General features: G+C 55.6%; 13 protein-coding genes and 1 pseudogene. 9 read left to right on the forward strand and 5 right to left on the reverse strand.

Annotated elements, in window-relative coordinates; translation table 11 throughout:
* The first annotated feature begins 3 nt into the window (after positions 1 to 3).
* The 6 genes from JCM2850_RS16530 to JCM2850_RS02375 are packed head-to-tail and all read left to right on the forward strand — an operon-like array spanning position 4 to position 4,229.
* Positions 4 to 513: a type II secretion system F family protein gene (locus JCM2850_RS16530; protein WP_051525226.1), complete on the forward strand. Its 510-nt coding sequence runs from the start codon at positions 4 to 6 to the stop codon at positions 511 to 513.
* A gap of 15 nt (positions 514 to 528) precedes the next feature.
* Complete coding sequence (locus JCM2850_RS21545) at positions 529 to 693, forward strand: hypothetical protein (RefSeq protein ID WP_159105112.1); 165 nt, start codon at positions 529 to 531, stop codon at positions 691 to 693.
* Between the two features lie 23 nt (positions 694 to 716).
* Complete coding sequence (locus JCM2850_RS02360) at positions 717 to 1,430, forward strand: type II secretion system F family protein (RefSeq protein WP_159105113.1); 714 nt, start codon at positions 717 to 719, stop codon at positions 1,428 to 1,430.
* A gap of 3 nt (positions 1,431 to 1,433) precedes the next feature.
* A complete protein-coding gene (locus JCM2850_RS16535) occupies positions 1,434 to 2,258 on the forward strand; it encodes a tetratricopeptide repeat protein (RefSeq protein WP_148301171.1) in 825 nt (274 codons plus the stop codon).
* Complete coding sequence (locus JCM2850_RS02370) at positions 2,255 to 2,524, forward strand: DUF3613 domain-containing protein (RefSeq protein WP_025869641.1); 270 nt, start codon at positions 2,255 to 2,257, stop codon at positions 2,522 to 2,524. Before JCM2850_RS16535 ends, JCM2850_RS02370 begins: the two co-directional genes overlap by 4 nt.
* A 19-nt stretch (positions 2,525 to 2,543) precedes the next feature.
* The gene (locus JCM2850_RS02375) at positions 2,544 to 4,229 is read left to right on the forward strand and encodes a TadG family pilus assembly protein (protein ID WP_025869642.1); all 1,686 of its coding nucleotides are present in this window, start codon (positions 2,544 to 2,546) and stop codon (positions 4,227 to 4,229) included.
* 49 nt (positions 4,230 to 4,278) lie between these two features.
* Here the strand turns inward: JCM2850_RS02375 and sugE are convergent, their stop codons facing one another.
* The 5 genes from sugE to JCM2850_RS02400 all read right to left on the reverse strand — a co-directional run bounded on the left by sugE (position 4,279) and on the right by JCM2850_RS02400 (position 10,471).
* A complete protein-coding gene (sugE, locus tag JCM2850_RS02380; RefSeq protein WP_025869643.1) occupies positions 4,279 to 4,593 on the reverse strand; it encodes a quaternary ammonium compound efflux SMR transporter SugE in 315 nt (104 codons plus the stop codon).
* 47 nt (positions 4,594 to 4,640) lie between these two features.
* Positions 4,641 to 4,856 (reverse strand): hypothetical protein, encoded by a 216-nt coding sequence (locus JCM2850_RS16540; RefSeq protein WP_036265363.1) that lies wholly within the window; start codon positions 4,854 to 4,856, stop codon positions 4,641 to 4,643.
* Between the two features lie 62 nt (positions 4,857 to 4,918).
* Positions 4,919 to 7,993: an efflux RND transporter permease subunit gene (locus tag JCM2850_RS02390; protein ID WP_025869644.1), complete on the reverse strand. Its 3,075-nt coding sequence runs from the start codon at positions 7,991 to 7,993 to the stop codon at positions 4,919 to 4,921.
* 55 nt (positions 7,994 to 8,048) lie between these two features.
* Positions 8,049 to 9,101, reverse strand: a complete 1,053-nt coding sequence (locus JCM2850_RS02395) for an efflux RND transporter periplasmic adaptor subunit (RefSeq protein ID WP_025869645.1) — start codon at positions 9,099 to 9,101, stop codon at positions 8,049 to 8,051.
* Positions 9,098 to 10,471, reverse strand: a complete 1,374-nt coding sequence (locus tag JCM2850_RS02400) for a TolC family protein (RefSeq protein ID WP_081774919.1) — start codon at positions 10,469 to 10,471, stop codon at positions 9,098 to 9,100. The genes JCM2850_RS02395 and JCM2850_RS02400 overlap by 4 nt, the downstream gene beginning before the upstream one ends.
* 471 nt (positions 10,472 to 10,942) lie before the next feature.
* Between JCM2850_RS02400 and JCM2850_RS02410 the strand changes: the two genes are divergently transcribed.
* The 3 genes and pseudogenes from JCM2850_RS02410 (at position 10,943) to JCM2850_RS16545 (ending at position 15,307) form a co-directional block, all read left to right on the forward strand.
* Positions 10,943 to 13,279 carry a TonB-dependent receptor gene (locus JCM2850_RS02410; RefSeq protein WP_036265366.1) on the forward strand — a complete coding sequence of 779 codons (2,337 nt, stop codon included), beginning with the start codon at positions 10,943 to 10,945 and terminating at the stop codon, positions 13,277 to 13,279.
* A gap of 94 nt (positions 13,280 to 13,373) precedes the next feature.
* On the forward strand, positions 13,374 to 14,609 hold the full coding sequence (locus JCM2850_RS02415) for a PQQ-dependent sugar dehydrogenase (protein WP_025869648.1): 1,236 nt from the start codon (positions 13,374 to 13,376) through the stop codon (positions 14,607 to 14,609).
* A gap of 114 nt (positions 14,610 to 14,723) precedes the next feature.
* Positions 14,724 to 15,307, forward strand: a pseudogene (locus JCM2850_RS16545) (YbhB/YbcL family Raf kinase inhibitor-like protein).
* Positions 15,308 to 15,322: the final 15 nt, after the last annotated feature.

Below are 15,322 nucleotides of genomic sequence, written 5' to 3' on the forward strand. Positions count from 1 at the left end.
CCCATGTTCATAGACCAAATGGCCAGAGCGCTTTCCACGGGCAAAAGTGTGGAAGGAGCGGTACGTGGCGTGGTGACTGATATTCAGATGCCATTGCGCGGGGTTTTGGACCGGGTGATACGCTCAACCGACCTGGGCGTCAGTTTTGCCGAGGCCATCTACAGTGCGGCGCAGTTGCATGGCATCAAGGAGCTGGGCCTGATTGCGCTGGCAATCCGCATCAGCAGCAATTACGGCAGCTCACCGCAGGAGTTGCTCAAGAGCGTGGTGCATATGATCAGGCAGCAGGAGCAGGCGCAGCGTGAACTGGCGGCCATGACCGGGGAAACCAAGATTACAGCCTGGGTGCTGTCGCTGACGCCCTTGCTGATCCTGGGCTATATGTATGTCAGCAACCCCGGATATCTCGACATGATGTTGCAGGATGCCAGCGGGGCCATGATTTTCAAGGGCGCGCTGATCATGCAGGTGACGGGTGTGCTGATTTTCTGGCGCATGATGAAGAGCATATAGGATGAAGCCCAACCCATGAATATCTGGCTGATTATGAGTATGGTGGGCTTGCTGGCAGGGGCCATGCTGCTGATGTTTGCCGAGCTATCGCGCATGCGCAAGCTGGATGCCCATGCACGGTTTGAGGATGTACTGGGGCGCAAGAAGCGCCTGCATCTGCCTTCACCCAAGCGCGGGTAGAGCGTTTCATAGAGCGTTTGTCCGTGCTACCAAGCAGCAAAGACCGAGAAGTGCTCAAACTGCTGGTGCAAGCTGGTTACCGTGGCCGCACCCGTGTCATTTTTAATGCCATGGTTCGTCTGGGGCCTTTAACCACGGCGGGGGTCACCGCCTTGTTTTTCCTGATTGAGGGCGAGAGCCTGGGCGGCAGTCTGCTCAAAGCCTTGTTTGGGTATGCTGGCTTTTACGTGGTAATACGCTACATCCTGCGCAATATGGCGCAACGTAGGCTCAAGCGTATCACTAAGGAGATCACTACCTTTCTGCATTTGCTGGTCATGCTATTTGATTCTGGCCTGTCCATGGAGCATTCGCTACGCATCATGGTAGAGCAGGCTGATGAAATCATGCCTGAGCTGGCGCAAGAGCTGCAGCGTGTTCTGGCGCGTATTGCCGCCGGGCAGGACAGGGGCGAGGCCTTGCTCGGCATGAGCCAGATGTTGGATATCCCCGACCTCACAGAAGTAGTCGCCATGCTGAAACAGGTGGCTACGCAGGGGGGCAATGTGCGCGAATCCATCATGCGCTATGCCGCACTGGTGGAGGAGCGGCAGTTTTCTGCCTTGCGTGAAAGGGTGGGCAAGCTCTCCGCCAAGATGACCATCGTCATGATGTTGTTCATGTTCCCGGCCTTGATGGTCTTTATCGCTGGCCCTGGCTTTATTGGCCTGGGACGTGCACTGAGCTCTATGGGGTAAAAGATGAAATACTCAAGCGCGCATCAAGTTTACTTCTCATGGTTCAAGCTGCATGCAAGTCGTTTGGCAGGCGCTGTGTTGCTGGCAATGCTGCTGCAAGGCTTGCCAGCCTGGGCCGAGAGTTCGGATAAAACCGCCAAGGAAAATGCCGCCAAGCTTTCCTGCCAGGCAATCTCGGCGGAAGACAAGACCCAGCTGGAAATGATAGGCAAGGTACTGGCAGATGGTAAGGCCTACGCCGCGATTGCTTTCCTTGACGCCTCCAAGCTGGAGCTGCCGCAGGCCAGACTCTACCGCGCCCATGCCCTGCGTCAGACCGGGCAGTATGAACAATCAGCACAGTATTATCAGGCGCTGCTAGGCAGTTGCGTTTCTGGCCTGGCCTATCAGGGCATGGGGCTATTGGCCGAAATGCAGGATCAGCATGAGGCGGCCATCAGTTACCTCAAGGTGGCCAGCACCTTGTTGCCTGTGGAAAGTCGGGTACGTGGCGATTATGGCTATGCGCTCATGATGGCTGGTGATAACCGACAGGCACTGGCCGAGCTGCTGACCGCCATAGAGCTGGATGGTAAGAATCGCTTGGCGATTAATAACCTGGTTTTATTGATGTTCAAGACCGGTCAGGATGAAAAAGCCGCACAGATTGCCAGTGACTATGGCATCACGGAACAAAACCTGGCTGAGATACGCAACAGCCTAGGCCAGTCGTCGCTCAACCCTGCAGCCAAGAGCGGCCAACGCCAGCAATATATGCTGGGCAGCTGCAATGGTAATACCCAACTATGCACAGGGATACTCAGTCCTACTCTGGAGGTTGTTCAATGAAAACTGCCCTTATCATCAGCGTGCTGGCAATCTCGCTGCAGGCAGCAGCGGAAGAAAGCGCTGCCGCCAGAGCCGAAAATGAACCGTCGCTGACACCTACCGAGACCTGGCTCAAATTGCAGCGTGAAGGTGAGCAGGCTTCTGTAAAGCGTCAGACCTTGTCCGGGCCAGCCATGGAAAATATCCACAAACGCTATCTGGATAGTTTCACCCGACCTATCCCCGAGCGTTTTGATCCAGGCAGTTTCAACAACTCCAGCAAATAGTCAGCAAAAGGCACTCACCATGACCAGGCCAGTCTCAACTCGCCACCATCAACGCGGCGCCATAGGCGTATTTGGTGTGGTGGTGTTGCTGCTGGCGGTCTTGTTCACTGCCGTAGTGGTCGATAGCGCCAGGCTATGGTCGCAAAAGCGCAAGCTGCAAAGCATTGCCGATATGGCGGCAATCGATGCCGCGAAAGAGGTGGGGGGCTGCCCCGCAGGAACTACGGCCGACATGAAAACCCGTGTTGCCAATGCGGCCCAGGCATCTGCTTTGTCCAATGGCTATGTGGGCAGCTTGTTATCTACGCCCAATGCGGTGGATGTGGGCATGACTCAGCCGGATATGACGACAGGCGTGCGCAGCTTCTCTGCTAGCAGTTCTCAGCGCCAATCGGTGCGGGTACGAGCCACGCGTGAAGTACCCGCCAGCTTGTTTGCGGGCGGTTTGTTCACGGGCAATATCGTCATCACGGCGGATGCGGTGGCTCCTTCTCGCAGCTCTTATGCCTCGTTCATGGTGGGGAGCACAGCGGCTACCCTCAATACGTCTGATTCCAACCTGCTCAATGCCTTGCTCGGCAAGGTGCTGGGCACTACGCTGACACTGGGCCTGGCGTCTTATCAGGGCATCGCCAACAGTCAACTGACCTTGCTCAATCTGGTGCAGGCCAGGGGGACCTCGGTGGGATCGGTCAACGACCTGCTTAACCTCAATCTCTCGCTCAAGGATTTTATGCAGTTGCTGGCAGTGGCAGCCGGGCAAAGCGGGGCCACTTCCAACGCTCAGGTGGTGGCAGATCTGGCGAATTTAGCTACCAAAACCGTCAACACTACCAATATCAAGATAGGCGATGTGCTCAAGGTGGTGAATCCAGACCCTAATGCGGTGCTGGGCGCGGGCATCAATGTGCTGCAATTGCTGAATACTGCGGTATTGGTTGCCAATGGCAACAATGCCATAGGCTTGCCGCTGGGGATTAGCATCCCCAACCTGACTTCCATTGATATCAAAGCCTTTGTTGTGCAGCCGCCGCAACTGGTGATAGGGCCGGCAGCGTTTACAGGCGGCCCAGCCTGTACCGTGGCAAGGACAGCACAGGTGCGTGTGGAAACCAGCGTTAACCAGCCTGGCATTCTCGGTCTTATCGCCGCGATAGATTTAAAGCTGGTGGTGGAGGTGGCACCGGGGCGTGCCGAACTGATGGGGATAACCACGCTGAGTAATGGGCAGACCAATGTACGCATTGATGCTTATCCCGGGCTAGCCAGTATACGGCTGACCAATAATGCAGGCTCTGGCCCGGCGGAGCTCAGGGTGGTAGGACCTTTGGCTTATGCCGAGCTTGGCCTCAATGCGCCTATCACTCAACCCGCCCCTAATACCATGACCTTCAACCTTAGCCATCCTGTCAGTAATAGTCTGCCTGTCTCAGCCAACAGCTATGGTTCAGCGGGGCAAAGCATGGCGGGTCTGGCGACTGGGGCCAATCTCAATATCAATGTCTGTGTTGCCGGAATTTGCCTGGGTAACGTTGTCAATGCCATCCTGACCCCCACGATCAATAACATTGTGCTGCCACTGCTGGCTGGGGTGACCGCCAATGTAGTCGACCCCTTGCTGAAGATGTTGGGCGTTAATATCGCCGGGGTAACAGTGATACTCACAGACGTCAAATCTGGCACTAGCCGTACGCTGGTGCGGTAAGCACCTAGCTTGGTAAGTGTGCTTGATGCCGCAGACAGTTGTAATCAGATTAGTGACTGAGCTTAAGCCCTATGATGCCGCCTATGATCAGGCACAGGCTGGCCAGCCTTAACGCGCTGGTGGGTTCGTCAAATAGCCAGATCCCCATGATCACCGTACCCACCGCACCTATGCCCACCCACACTGCGTAAGCCGTCCCTATGGGCAAGCCACGCATGGCCAGGCTCAGCAGGCCAACGCTGCACAACATGGCCACCAGTGTGCCTACACTGGGCCAAAAACGGCTGAAGCCTTCGGTATATTTGAGACCTATCGCCCAGACCACTTCCAGCAGTCCAGCGATGATCAGGGTAAACCATGCCATGGTGAATCGTCCCAATGAAGATATATAGAGAAAAGATAGAGATAGCGTCAGGGGCGGCAGTTATCCTGCTGGAAAGGCCCTTGCACTCTATACCAGCCGGGGCCGGGTGAGTGCTGTAAACAAATAGTCTGGCCATTCAGCTTGCTCTGCCAAAGATACCAGGGCGCAGGGGCGGCCTGGGCAGCGGGCGAGCAGAGCAAGATGGCCAGCAGCAAGGCTGGTAGCGCAGGGCGAGCCAGTGGTATAAGCCAATTCAGTGACATAAGCCAATTCATGCTTTTGATTCTAACCCACCACTGACGCTGTGGTTGACAGAAATAAAGCCTTAAAGCTCTTGCTTCTCGAATTTACCCAGGTGCAGCATCACCGCTGGCATCACCAGCAGGTTGAGCAGGGTAGAGGTGACCAGCCCACCGACAATGATCATGGCCATGGGACCTTCGATTTCGCGCCCAGGCTCACCACTGCCTATGGCCAGCGGCAACAGGCCAAGGCCAGTCACCAAGGCCGTCATGAGGATGGAGGGCAGGCGCTCAGAGGCACCGCGGATGGCGGTTTCCAGATTCCACTCCAGGCCTTCTATATCCACCAGATGCTGGTAGTGCGAGATCAGCATGATGGCATTGCGCAGGGTGATGCCAAACAGGGTGACAAAACCGACCATGGAGCCTATGGAAATCCAGCCACCTGCCAGCACGGCGGCAATAATGCCGCCTATGAGCGCAAACGGCAGGTTGAGGAAGGTAAGGGCCAGATTGCGCAGATTACCCAGCGCGATATACAGCATGAGGAAAATCCCGGTCAGTGCCAGCAGGGAATGGACCAGCAGTTCCTGGCTGGCCTGGTTACCAGCTTCCGCCTCGCCACTGAAGGCCAGGTAATTGCCCGGAGATAAATCCACTTCGCGCCGGAGTTTTTTCTTGGCTTGCTGGTAATAGCTGTTGATATCGCCTTCCTTGAAGTTGGCGGTAACCGTCTGAATACGCTTGGTGCCCTGGTGCAGAATCTTGGACTGGCCATTTTCCTGACGGATATCGGCCACGTCCTTGAGTTGCAGCATGCGGCCCTCGATATTGCGCAACGGCAAACGGGCGGCCTGCTGGATATTCTGTCTGGCTTCGGGGGCCAGCACCACGGCTACCCCTATGACGCGGTTATCCTGATACACCTGGGTGACCGGGCGGCTTTCATAGGCAAAGCGTATGGTATCCAGCACATCCGTGGCATGCAGGCCGTATTGCAATAGTTTTTCTGGCAATAGGCGGATTACCAGTTGCGGTGTGCCTGGCGGCGATTGCACCATCACATCTGTGGTGCCGGGGGAGGAGGCAAGCGCGGCTGCTACCAGAGTGGCATCCCGGTTAAGGCTATCCAGATCGCGGCCATAGATATTCACCACCAGCGCTGCGGCATAGCCGGAGATGGTTTCTTCTATGCGTTCGGTGAGGAAGGTGTTGATGGCAAAGTTGACGCCGATAAAGCCTGGGTAGCCAGGGCCGTCATCATCCATGCCCGAGAGTTTCTCGCGGATTTCTTCCAGAATGCGTCTTTGTTCAGCACCAGACAGGGTGCCTATCTCAATCTCGAATTCACTGTAATGCGTGCCAAAGGTATCGGCACCATTGGGCGCACGGCCTACCCATTGTGCGACTGATTGCACACCTTCTATCTGTTGCAGCACTTCGGTGACCTTTTTGCCTATGCGCAGGGATTCCTGCTCAGAGGTGCCGGGTACCGCAGTCATGTGCATGATGTAATGGCCTTCGTAGAGGCTGGGAATGAACTGGGTCTTGAACAGAGGCAGGGTGGTGAGGCCCAGCGCAATAAACAACAGGGTCACCCCCAGCAATATCTTGTAATGCTGCTCTATGCGGTGCAGCAGGCTGACGTAATGGCGCTTGATCCAGCGGATTACCGGAGAATCGGCGGTATCCAGCTTGGCCGAATTGCCCAGCAGCAGGTAGCACAGCGCTGGCGTCAGGGTCAGTGCCACCACTAGAGACGCCATGATGGCGCTGATATAGGCAAAGCCCAGCGGGGCAAACAACTTGCCAGCAACGCCGCCTATGGTGAGCAGCGGCAGAAACACCAGGGCCACAATAAAGGTGGCGTATACCACGGAACTGCGCACCTCCATGGAGGCATTGAACACCACGGTGTGCAGCGGCAGGGGCGTGGGCAGCAGGCGATTCTCGCGTATACGGCGGAAGATGTTTTCCGAATCTATGATGGCATCGTCGACCACTTCACCCAGCGCAATTGCCAGGCCACCCAGCACCATGATATTGAGGCCCATGCCAAACTGCTGTAGCACCAGAATGGCAGTCAACAGCGAGAGGGGAATGGCGGTGGCAGAAATAAAGGCTGCGCGTACATTGAACAGAAACAGGAACAGGACGGCGATGACGAGGATGGAGCCGATCAGAATATCAATCTGCACGCCGTCTATCGCGGTTTCGATAAAGTTGGAGGGGCGGAATAGCTTGGGGTAGACCTGGATTTCCTTGGCGTCCAGTACCGGGCCTAGCTCTTCCAGTGCGGCTTCTACTGCCTGGGTGACGCCATCGGTATTGGCCCCGAGCTGGGATTGTACTGAGAGATAGATGCCTGTCTTGCCATTGATGGCGGCCGCACTGATGGAAGGCGCTGCGCCTTCTACCACTTTACCTATATCGGCAATGCGCAGGGTCTGGCCTGCGGCATGCAGCAGGGTGGTGCGTGCCAGTTGTTGCGGCGTTAAGGCCTGGCCTTCGGTATTGAGGATAATGCGCTGGTTGCTGTTTTCTATAAAACCAGCACCGCGTATGCCAGTGTCACGGCTGACGGCATCCACGACTTGTTGCATGGAGAGGTTGTAGCGTACCAGTTTGGCCGGGTCGACCTGAATCTGAAACTGCCTGACCTCACCACCAAACACATTGACATCGGCTACGCCCTGCACCGCCATCAGGTGCGGTCGCAGCGTCCAGTCCACCAGGGTACGTAGCTCAGTAAGGGTGCGTACTTCAGAAGTCAGCCCTATGCCAAGCACGGTGCTGGCAGAGGAGGTCAGCGGTGTGATGTTGGGCACTATGCCCACGGGCAGCACATTGCTCAGTGTGGTCAGGCGCTCGGCAATCACCTGACGGTTGCGGTAGATATCGCTGCTGTCGTCAAAAATGACGGTGATGACCGATAGGCCTGGGATGGATTGTGAACGCAGGCTGCTGATGCCCACGGTGCCCGCAATGCTGTTTTCCAGTGGTTGTGTGACTAGGGACTCCACCAGTTCGGCAGATAGGCCTGGAGATTCGGTCTGGATCACCAGTTGCGTGGGGGCAAATTCCGGGAACACATCCAGATGGCTATGCGTGGTTTTGTACAGACCATAAAACACTACCAGCAAGGCCAGTGCGATCATGACGCCGCTTTGGCGTATGGAGAAACGGATCAGGCAGACATCATGGCATCAGTTCCTAATCGTCGTTTTCGTTCTTGATCTGATACTTGAGCTCCTCGGAGAGCAGTAGCTGCGCCCCGCTGATGACGATGGTGTTGCCGGGTTCCAGGCGTTCGTGGTTAAACCAGCCGTGTTCACTTTCTACCTCGGTGCTGATGGGCACACGCACAAAGTCTTCGCTGCCTTGTTTGCGATACACCCAGGCCTTGCCACCAAACCAGACTACAGCACTTTGCGGAATATCCACCCCCGTTTTGAGCTTGGCGCTATCCATTTCACGGGTGCTGAGGCGCATGCCTGCGCGTAGTTCACCTGCGGGCGCGGCGTAAAAGTAGGTGCGGCCCTGCAAAGTGGGGTCGGCCTGCGGCGCGCTGGCAATCAAGCGTGCGTTGATGCCACGTGGTGTGCTGCCTACCGGGGTAACGTTCAACACCTTGCTTGGGCTTTCCTGATCGGCAGGCAGCACAATACGTATCAGCACCTGCTGATAATCCAGCAAGGCCTGAATTTCAGGTTTTGCATTGCGTTCCAGGGCGGCCAGGCCCAGGGTTTCACCCCATTGCTGGCGCGCGGTGTAGCGTAGATTATCCAGCGCGGTCTCCGCGGCTTGCAGCTTGGCCTGGTCACCCTTGTAAACCGCCTCGGCTGCCCACAGCATGCGGTCGGAAATATTGCGGTCATGGCGGTTGAGCTGCGCCAGGCGCTCATAGTCATTCTGACTGTTGCTGAGGCTGGCCTTGATGACTGCCAAATCACCGACTGCACTTAAGTAGCGGCTGCGCAAATCCAGCAGGCCATCCAGCGGCATCACCGTGCCCAGGCCTTCCAGCGTGGTCAGGTGTTTAACCTGAACCAGGGTCTGGGTATGAATATCACTCTGTTGCTGAGTTTCCGGGCTGAGGGTAATCAGTGAGGCACCATTTTCAGTGTGCACACGCACTGGGCTTTCGATTTCCTCGTCCTCGTTAAAGGCCTCGAACTCATCCTTGCTGAACAGCACCAGCAACCAGAGCAATACGACAATCAGGCAGGCCTGGATGATGATGACCGCGGCGGTTTTCTTGTTCATGGCTGAGGCTTCCGTGGCGACTGATCTTGAGATTGCGTTGATAAGGTTTGCTGAGCGCTGAGATATTGCTGGGATGTGGCATCCAGCTGACGCGGTAAAGCACCCAGGTTTTCCAGCGGTAGCTGCATGCTGTCTTCCAGTGCCGCGGCGGCACGTTGCACCTGATATTCCGCGCTAATGAAATTTTGCTTGGCCAGCAGGCTTTCGAGTTGTTGGGTCACTAGCTCCAGCCTGTCGGCATAGCCCAGCTCGAAGCGCTGCCCAGCCAGCACGGCTTGTTGTTGCAGCGTCTGGTAAAGCGCGCCTGCCTGGGTTAAGGCCTGCAAGGCCGCAGCGTAGCGGCTGCGCGCGCTGTCCATGGAGGCTATCACTCTGGCTTGCAGGGCTTCAAACTGCGCAGCCTCATTGGCGCGCAAGGCAGTGGCTTCGGCAATCTGGCCCTGGTTGCGATGCATGATGTTGAGCAGGCTGTTAATGCCCAGCGACCAGATATGGAAGCCTTCCTCATAGTTGTAGGCAGGGGAGAGGCTGATATCCGGGTATTGCCGCGCAATTTCCAGCCGCAGTCTGGCCTCGCTGGCCGCATAACGCGCCAGGCTGGCGCGGATGTCCACGCGGTTTTGCAGCGCGGCATCTTGCGCTGTGGGGTTGAGGCTGTGGGCGATATCGATATTGTGTTGTGCCTGCATCAGCGTGGCAGCGTCATCGGCTTGCAGGGTGAGGCTGGTGAATTTGTTCAGAGGCAGCCCGGCATTGCTGGCCAGCTGGGTTTTCAGTTCTTCTATTCTGCCTTGTTCCAGCACCAGGCTTTGCTGTATGCGCTGCCATTGCAGCCTGGCGTTGCTGAGTTCCACGCTAGAAACCATGCCGGCTTCCAGCCTTTGCTGCAGCATGGTGACGATATGCTCGCGCAGGCGGTTTTCTTGCTGCAGTATGAGCAGATTCTGCTGGGCGGCGTTGAGCTCTATCCAGCTCAGTAACAAGCGCTGCCTAAGTGTCCAGGCGGTCTGGGCGATATTGAAGCGGGCATCGTCTGACAAGGCCGTGGCCATATCTATGCGCGCCTGGCGCTTGCCTGCGGTTTCTATGGGGATATTGAAGCCCAGGCTGTAGACCTCGGGCACATCGGGTTCATTGCGGCGCCCGGCCCCGGCTGAAATGCTGGGGTTAGGCCGTTGACCTGCGGTGGTGATGCCAGCCATGGCGACTTGTAATTGGCTGCGGGCCACATTGAGGTCAGGGTGGAAGTAGAAGCTGCTGTGCAATAGCTCGCGCCAGCCCCACTGCGCTGGCAGGTTGGCATAGCCTTCCTCGCGCATATAAGCCTGAAACCCCTCATCTCCCGTATCGTGCATCCGTAACGAAACCATGCCATCACGCGCCTGTAATGGCTGCGCCTGGTATTTCTGGTAGCCGCAGGTGTAATCAGCAGGCTACACAACAAAAGGCAGGATATTCGTCCGGGCGCTGATTTTATTGTATTCATTGCGCCGCCGTTGTTCACTCCATGCGCGATAGTACAGCCAGCCTTCAATCTGGGCAATCTGCACGCCAGATGCTGCGCTGTCAGCAAACCTGCTGCGCATGAGACAGCATTTTTTGTTGCGCTGGCATCACTGGTTAAGGCCCTAACTAAATGGTAAAGATCATCTTTACAAGGGCTTACCTACTTTCTTGCTGAGTTTATTCAAGCGCTTGAGTCTATTTTTACCCCTTTCTTGATATTGCCTGTGAGGGATGGCATGGATGTTGCCACCTCTAGCTCTGCGTTTAACGCAATTCCAGGCTGACAGCCTGGGTGAGAAGTCATGGAAATTAGTTGATTGATTAGGGGAGTAGTAATGAAAAGAATTCCAATGCGTACCAGAAAAATCGGCACTGCCGTGCAGTGTGCTCTGGTGCTGTTATATGGCCATGTTGCGCTGGCAGAAGACACAGAGGCTGAGCCTTCAGACCTGGGCTCGGTAGTGGTGGTGAGTGACAAGGAAGTCAGAGACAACTATCTGGGCGATACCAAGGTGGAATCCACACCTGGCTCACGCGCGACTTTGACCAAGTTCCAGTTGGAAAAGCTGGCTGGTATAGGCAGTGTCTATGACTCTCTGAAATTCCTGCCTGGGGTGCAATCCCAAGGCGGCAATTCCTATGGCGCAGGCGGCGCAGGCTTCACGGTACGCGGTTTCAGTGGTGGTCAGATTGGCATTGTGCGGGATGGCCTGCCGCTTAATGATCCCTTGTTCCAGTTGGCCGTGGGCAGTGTCATCGGCGATCCTGAAGATTACGAGTCTATCTCTCTGATCTACGGTTCATCGTCGATTTCCCTGCCTAGCGTCACCGCTAGTGGTGGCAGCATCATCCTCAAGACCGTTGCCCCAACCAAGGAACCTGGCGTGATGTTGAAGCAAAGCTTTGGCAATTACGATGTACAGAAAACCTATACCCGCATCAATTTCGGCGAGCATAACGGTTTTTCCGGCTGGATTTCGGCTTCGGACAGTCGCTATGACAACTGGCAAGCTGGCCGCCTGCGCGCGCAAACCAAGCGTTTCGGTGCCAATCTTCAATACCAATGGGATGAGAACAGCATCAACTTCATCATCTCCACACAAGAAATGGAGAACTGGTCTACCCAGCCCAAAACTAAAGCGCAGTATGATGCTCAGCCCTATAAGAGCGGCTATCCGCTAACCGCTTTCTCCACCTATCGTGGTACCAATGGCGTGGCTGACAGCGTTAACCCTACGGCTAGTCAATACCTATATTCAACCAGCTTCCATGTGCAGAACTATATGGTCAACAGCCATTTCAAGCTGTCGGACAAGGTTGATTTATATATAGATCCTTACTTCCAGCGTATTCGCGGGGGTACTTCATCATCTGGTGCAGTTGTACTCAGTGAAGTTGGCCTGGGTACCGATCTTAACCGTGATGGCGACCAGATCGACACCGGCGTACCTTTCGCCCTGCAGATGTTGCCAGCACAATATCGCCCAGGAATCAGCGCCAAACTAGACTGGCAACTGAGTGATAGCAATAAGTTGCAACTAGGTGGCTGGTATGAGCGCATTCATTCACGCCAAACCTTCTCCTATGTGCCGATCAAGGCCAATGGCAAGCCCTTTACCAATAATGGTGAAAGCAATATTGCAGTTGATGGCAGAGGCAACGCGGTTTATCGCTCCGATCAGCGCACAGATATGCCGACCTTCAAGCTCTGGGCAGAGGATGTTTGGAGTGTGAATGAGCAACTCAAGCTCACTACTGCTTTGGCATATCACCAGACTAAGGTCGAGGCGCACAACATTGGCCAGGTGCTGAGTGGTACGTCGATTAATTACAACAACCCAGGCTATGAGCGCGACAAGACCTATGACCGCTTCCTGCCTGCGTTTTCGCTGGATTATCAAGCTGACCAGAACAACCAGCTTTATTACAGTGTGTCTTCGAACTTGCGTGTCCCAGCAGCGGCTTCGCTCTACACCACTGCTAACAGCTCACAGAAGGCGGAAACTACCATCAACCAGGAAATTGGCTGGCGTTATCGTGACAGCAAGATTTCCACAAGCGCGGCCTTGTTCTACGACAATTTCAAGAATCGCCAAGTGTCCTATCAGACACCTCAGTTTGTCACGGCCTACTACAACGCTGGCAAGGTGGAGACCAAGGGGCTGGAACTGGCACTGAATGGCTTGCTGCCGCACAGCTTCAACTACAGCGCTTCCTACGCTTATACCCTGGCCACACAGCAAGAGGACTTCGTGGTCGAGGGCGGTAATGGCACTGGCCCGGCAGCCTTGGATACCAAAGGCAAGCAGCTCTTCAATACGCCCAAGCATCTAGCCAGCATAGGCCTGGGTTATGACGATGGCAGCTTCTACAGTGATATTCGTGCCTACTACAAGAGCAGCCTTTACGGTGACCTGACCAACAAGGAAAAAGTAGAGGGCGCAACTACGGTCAACCTGGCTTTGGGATATCGCGTCAACAACATCAGCCGCTATTTCAAGAATGCGGTATTCAGCCTCAACGTCAACAACCTGTTTGACAAGGAATACCTGCAGGGTGTCTCGGCAGGGACTTTGTCTTCAGGATTGAACGACGGCCGTGTGCGCGGTACGCCGACCTATCTGTTGGCAGAGCCACGCACCATCGTCGGCAGCGTGCAGTTCAACTTCTAGCGATTTCTGGCTTTATCCCCGAGTCATGGTGCTCACCATGACTCGGTTTGAACCCTGCCATTATTTTCAGCAACTTTCACAAGGTAAGAAATTTATGAATAAGTACACCAGACTGCTTGTTTCCGTAGCCATCAGCAGTGCTTTTAGCTTATCCGCCCAAGCGGGTACGGCGGCAGCCACTGCTCCGGCGGCGGCGCCTGCTGCAGCGGAATTACCTGCGGCCCTGCGCGTGCCACCCAGCATCAAAAGCGAACGCCAATTGGCGGGCACCCAGCTTGGCCCCATCCATGTCACCAAGGTAGCCGAAAAACTCTCCCACCCATGGGCCTTGGCTTTTTTGCCTGACGGCAGCTTCCTGGTCACCGAGCGCACAGGCAAGCTGCGCCGCATCACTGCGCAGGGCGATGTTTCCGAGCCTATCGCTGGTGTGCCCACGGTCTTCGTCGGCGGCCATGGTGGCTTGCTGGACGTGGCGCTGGCCCCTGATTTCAAGCAAAGCCAAACCATTTTTCTTTCTTATGCCGAAGGCACAGATGGTGAAGAGCCTGTGGGCTTGACCGTAGGCACTGCCAAGCTGGGTGAGAATAGCCTGGAAGACTTCAAGGTGTTTTACCGCCAAGAGCCCAAGCAGGCCGTAGCCCCTTACTGGGAATACGGTGGCCGCCTGTTGTTTGATAACAAGGGCCATATCTTTATCAGCCATGGAGATAACCATGCCAACCTGGCACCGCAGCAGCTGGACAAGCTGGCGGGCAAGGTGGTGCGCCTCAACCTTGATGGCACGGTGCCCAAGGACAACCCCTTTGTTGGCAAGCCAGGTGCCAGGCCGGAAATCTGGTCTTATGGTCACCGCAATGCCGAAGGCATAGGCTTCCACCCAACTACAGGCCAAATCTGGAGCACAGACCAGGGCCCACGTGGTGGCGATGAACTCAATATCGTCAAGCCTGGTAAAAACTATGGCTGGCCTATCGTCAGCTATGGCGTGGATTACACCGGACAGCAAACCGTGGAAACCACAGGCCCGCACCGCAAGGGCGATGGCTTTGAGGCACCAGCTTACTACTGGGCCAAATCGCCAGCGCTTTCCAGCCTGGCGTTTGCCACTGCGGACAACGCCTGGAAGGGCAATTTGCTGCTGGGCTCACTGGCAGATAAACAATTGATACGCATCGTGCTTGAGGGCAACAAAGTGGTACACGAGGAAAGACTGCTTTCCTTCCTCAATCAACGCGTACGTGACGTCAAGCAGGGCCCGGATGGCAATATTTACGTACTGACCGATGACCCTAGCGGCGCGCTATACAAGATAGAGCCACCTAAGAAGTAAGGGCAAGGCTTTGATGGCAGGCGTCACATGTGACGCCTGTATTCATTCAGCCTGCACTCAAGAAGAATTACCTAAGACAACCATATGGAGAATCGCATGTTGAACACACGCTTGATGACCACCTTATTACTGGGCCTGAGCAGCTTGCCTGCGCTGGCTGCAGAGCCGATCAAGGCTGAGCTGAGCTTTGAAGCCATACACGCCAAGCAAGCCACGGCTTTGAAACTGGAATCTACCGCGTTCAAGGATGGCGGCTTGATTCCTTTGCAGAACTCCAGCTATGGCGCTTCACTTTCACCAGCCTTGAGTTGGAGCGCAGGCCCAACAGGCACCAAGAGCTATGCCTTGCTGCTGGAAGATGAAAACGGCGTACGTGATGGCAAATCCATCGTACACTGGGTGCTGTACAACATCCCGGCCAATGTCACGGCACTACCAGACAATCTGCCCAAGGACGGGCAACTGAGCGCTCCGGCTGGTGCGCGTCAAGGCATTACCATCAGTGGTGCACAGGTTATCTTGGCCCCAAGCCCAGGCCTGCCACAGGCACACATCATTACCACTTCCAGATTTATGCGCTGGATCAAAGCCTAGACCTGGCAGCAGGTGCCACGCGCGAGCAATGGACACAGGCAATCGCTGACCATGTGTTGGCCAAGGGCAAGCTGGTGGGAATTTACGAAGCGCCCAAGGAATAACTGGGCGCTGTTTCA

The sequence above is a fragment of the Methylobacillus glycogenes JCM 2850 genome (assembly GCF_000617925.1).
Taxonomy (GTDB): domain Bacteria; phylum Pseudomonadota; class Gammaproteobacteria; order Burkholderiales; family Methylophilaceae; genus Methylobacillus; species Methylobacillus glycogenes.

Bases quoted from the DNA above. Each gene is read 5' to 3' on its own strand.
- JCM2850_RS02395 (WP_025869645.1), bottom strand. From the start codon at position 9,101: ATGAACAAGAAAACCGCCGCGGTCATCATCATCCAGGCCTGCCTGATT.
- JCM2850_RS16540 (WP_036265363.1), bottom strand. From the start codon at position 4,856: ATGTCACTGAATTGGCTTATACCACTGGCTCGCCCTGCGCTACCAGCC.
- sugE (WP_025869643.1), bottom strand. From the start codon at position 4,593: ATGGCATGGTTTACCCTGATCATCGCTGGACTGCTGGAAGTGGTCTGG.
- JCM2850_RS02375 (WP_025869642.1), top strand. From the start codon at position 2,544: ATGACCAGGCCAGTCTCAACTCGCCACCATCAACGCGGCGCCATAGGC.
- JCM2850_RS02370 (WP_025869641.1), top strand. From the start codon at position 2,255: ATGAAAACTGCCCTTATCATCAGCGTGCTGGCAATCTCGCTGCAGGCA.
- JCM2850_RS16530 (WP_051525226.1), top strand. From the start codon at position 4: ATGTTCATAGACCAAATGGCCAGAGCGCTTTCCACGGGCAAAAGTGTG.
- JCM2850_RS02410 (WP_036265366.1), top strand. From the start codon at position 10,943: ATGAAAAGAATTCCAATGCGTACCAGAAAAATCGGCACTGCCGTGCAG.
- JCM2850_RS02390 (WP_025869644.1), bottom strand. From the start codon at position 7,993: ATGATCGCACTGGCCTTGCTGGTAGTGTTTTATGGTCTGTACAAAACC.
- JCM2850_RS16535 (WP_148301171.1), top strand. From the start codon at position 1,434: ATGAAATACTCAAGCGCGCATCAAGTTTACTTCTCATGGTTCAAGCTG.
- JCM2850_RS21545 (WP_159105112.1), top strand. From the start codon at position 529: ATGAATATCTGGCTGATTATGAGTATGGTGGGCTTGCTGGCAGGGGCC.
- JCM2850_RS02400 (WP_081774919.1), bottom strand. From the start codon at position 10,471: ATGGTTTCGTTACGGATGCACGATACGGGAGATGAGGGGTTTCAGGCT.
- JCM2850_RS02415 (WP_025869648.1), top strand. From the start codon at position 13,374: ATGAATAAGTACACCAGACTGCTTGTTTCCGTAGCCATCAGCAGTGCT.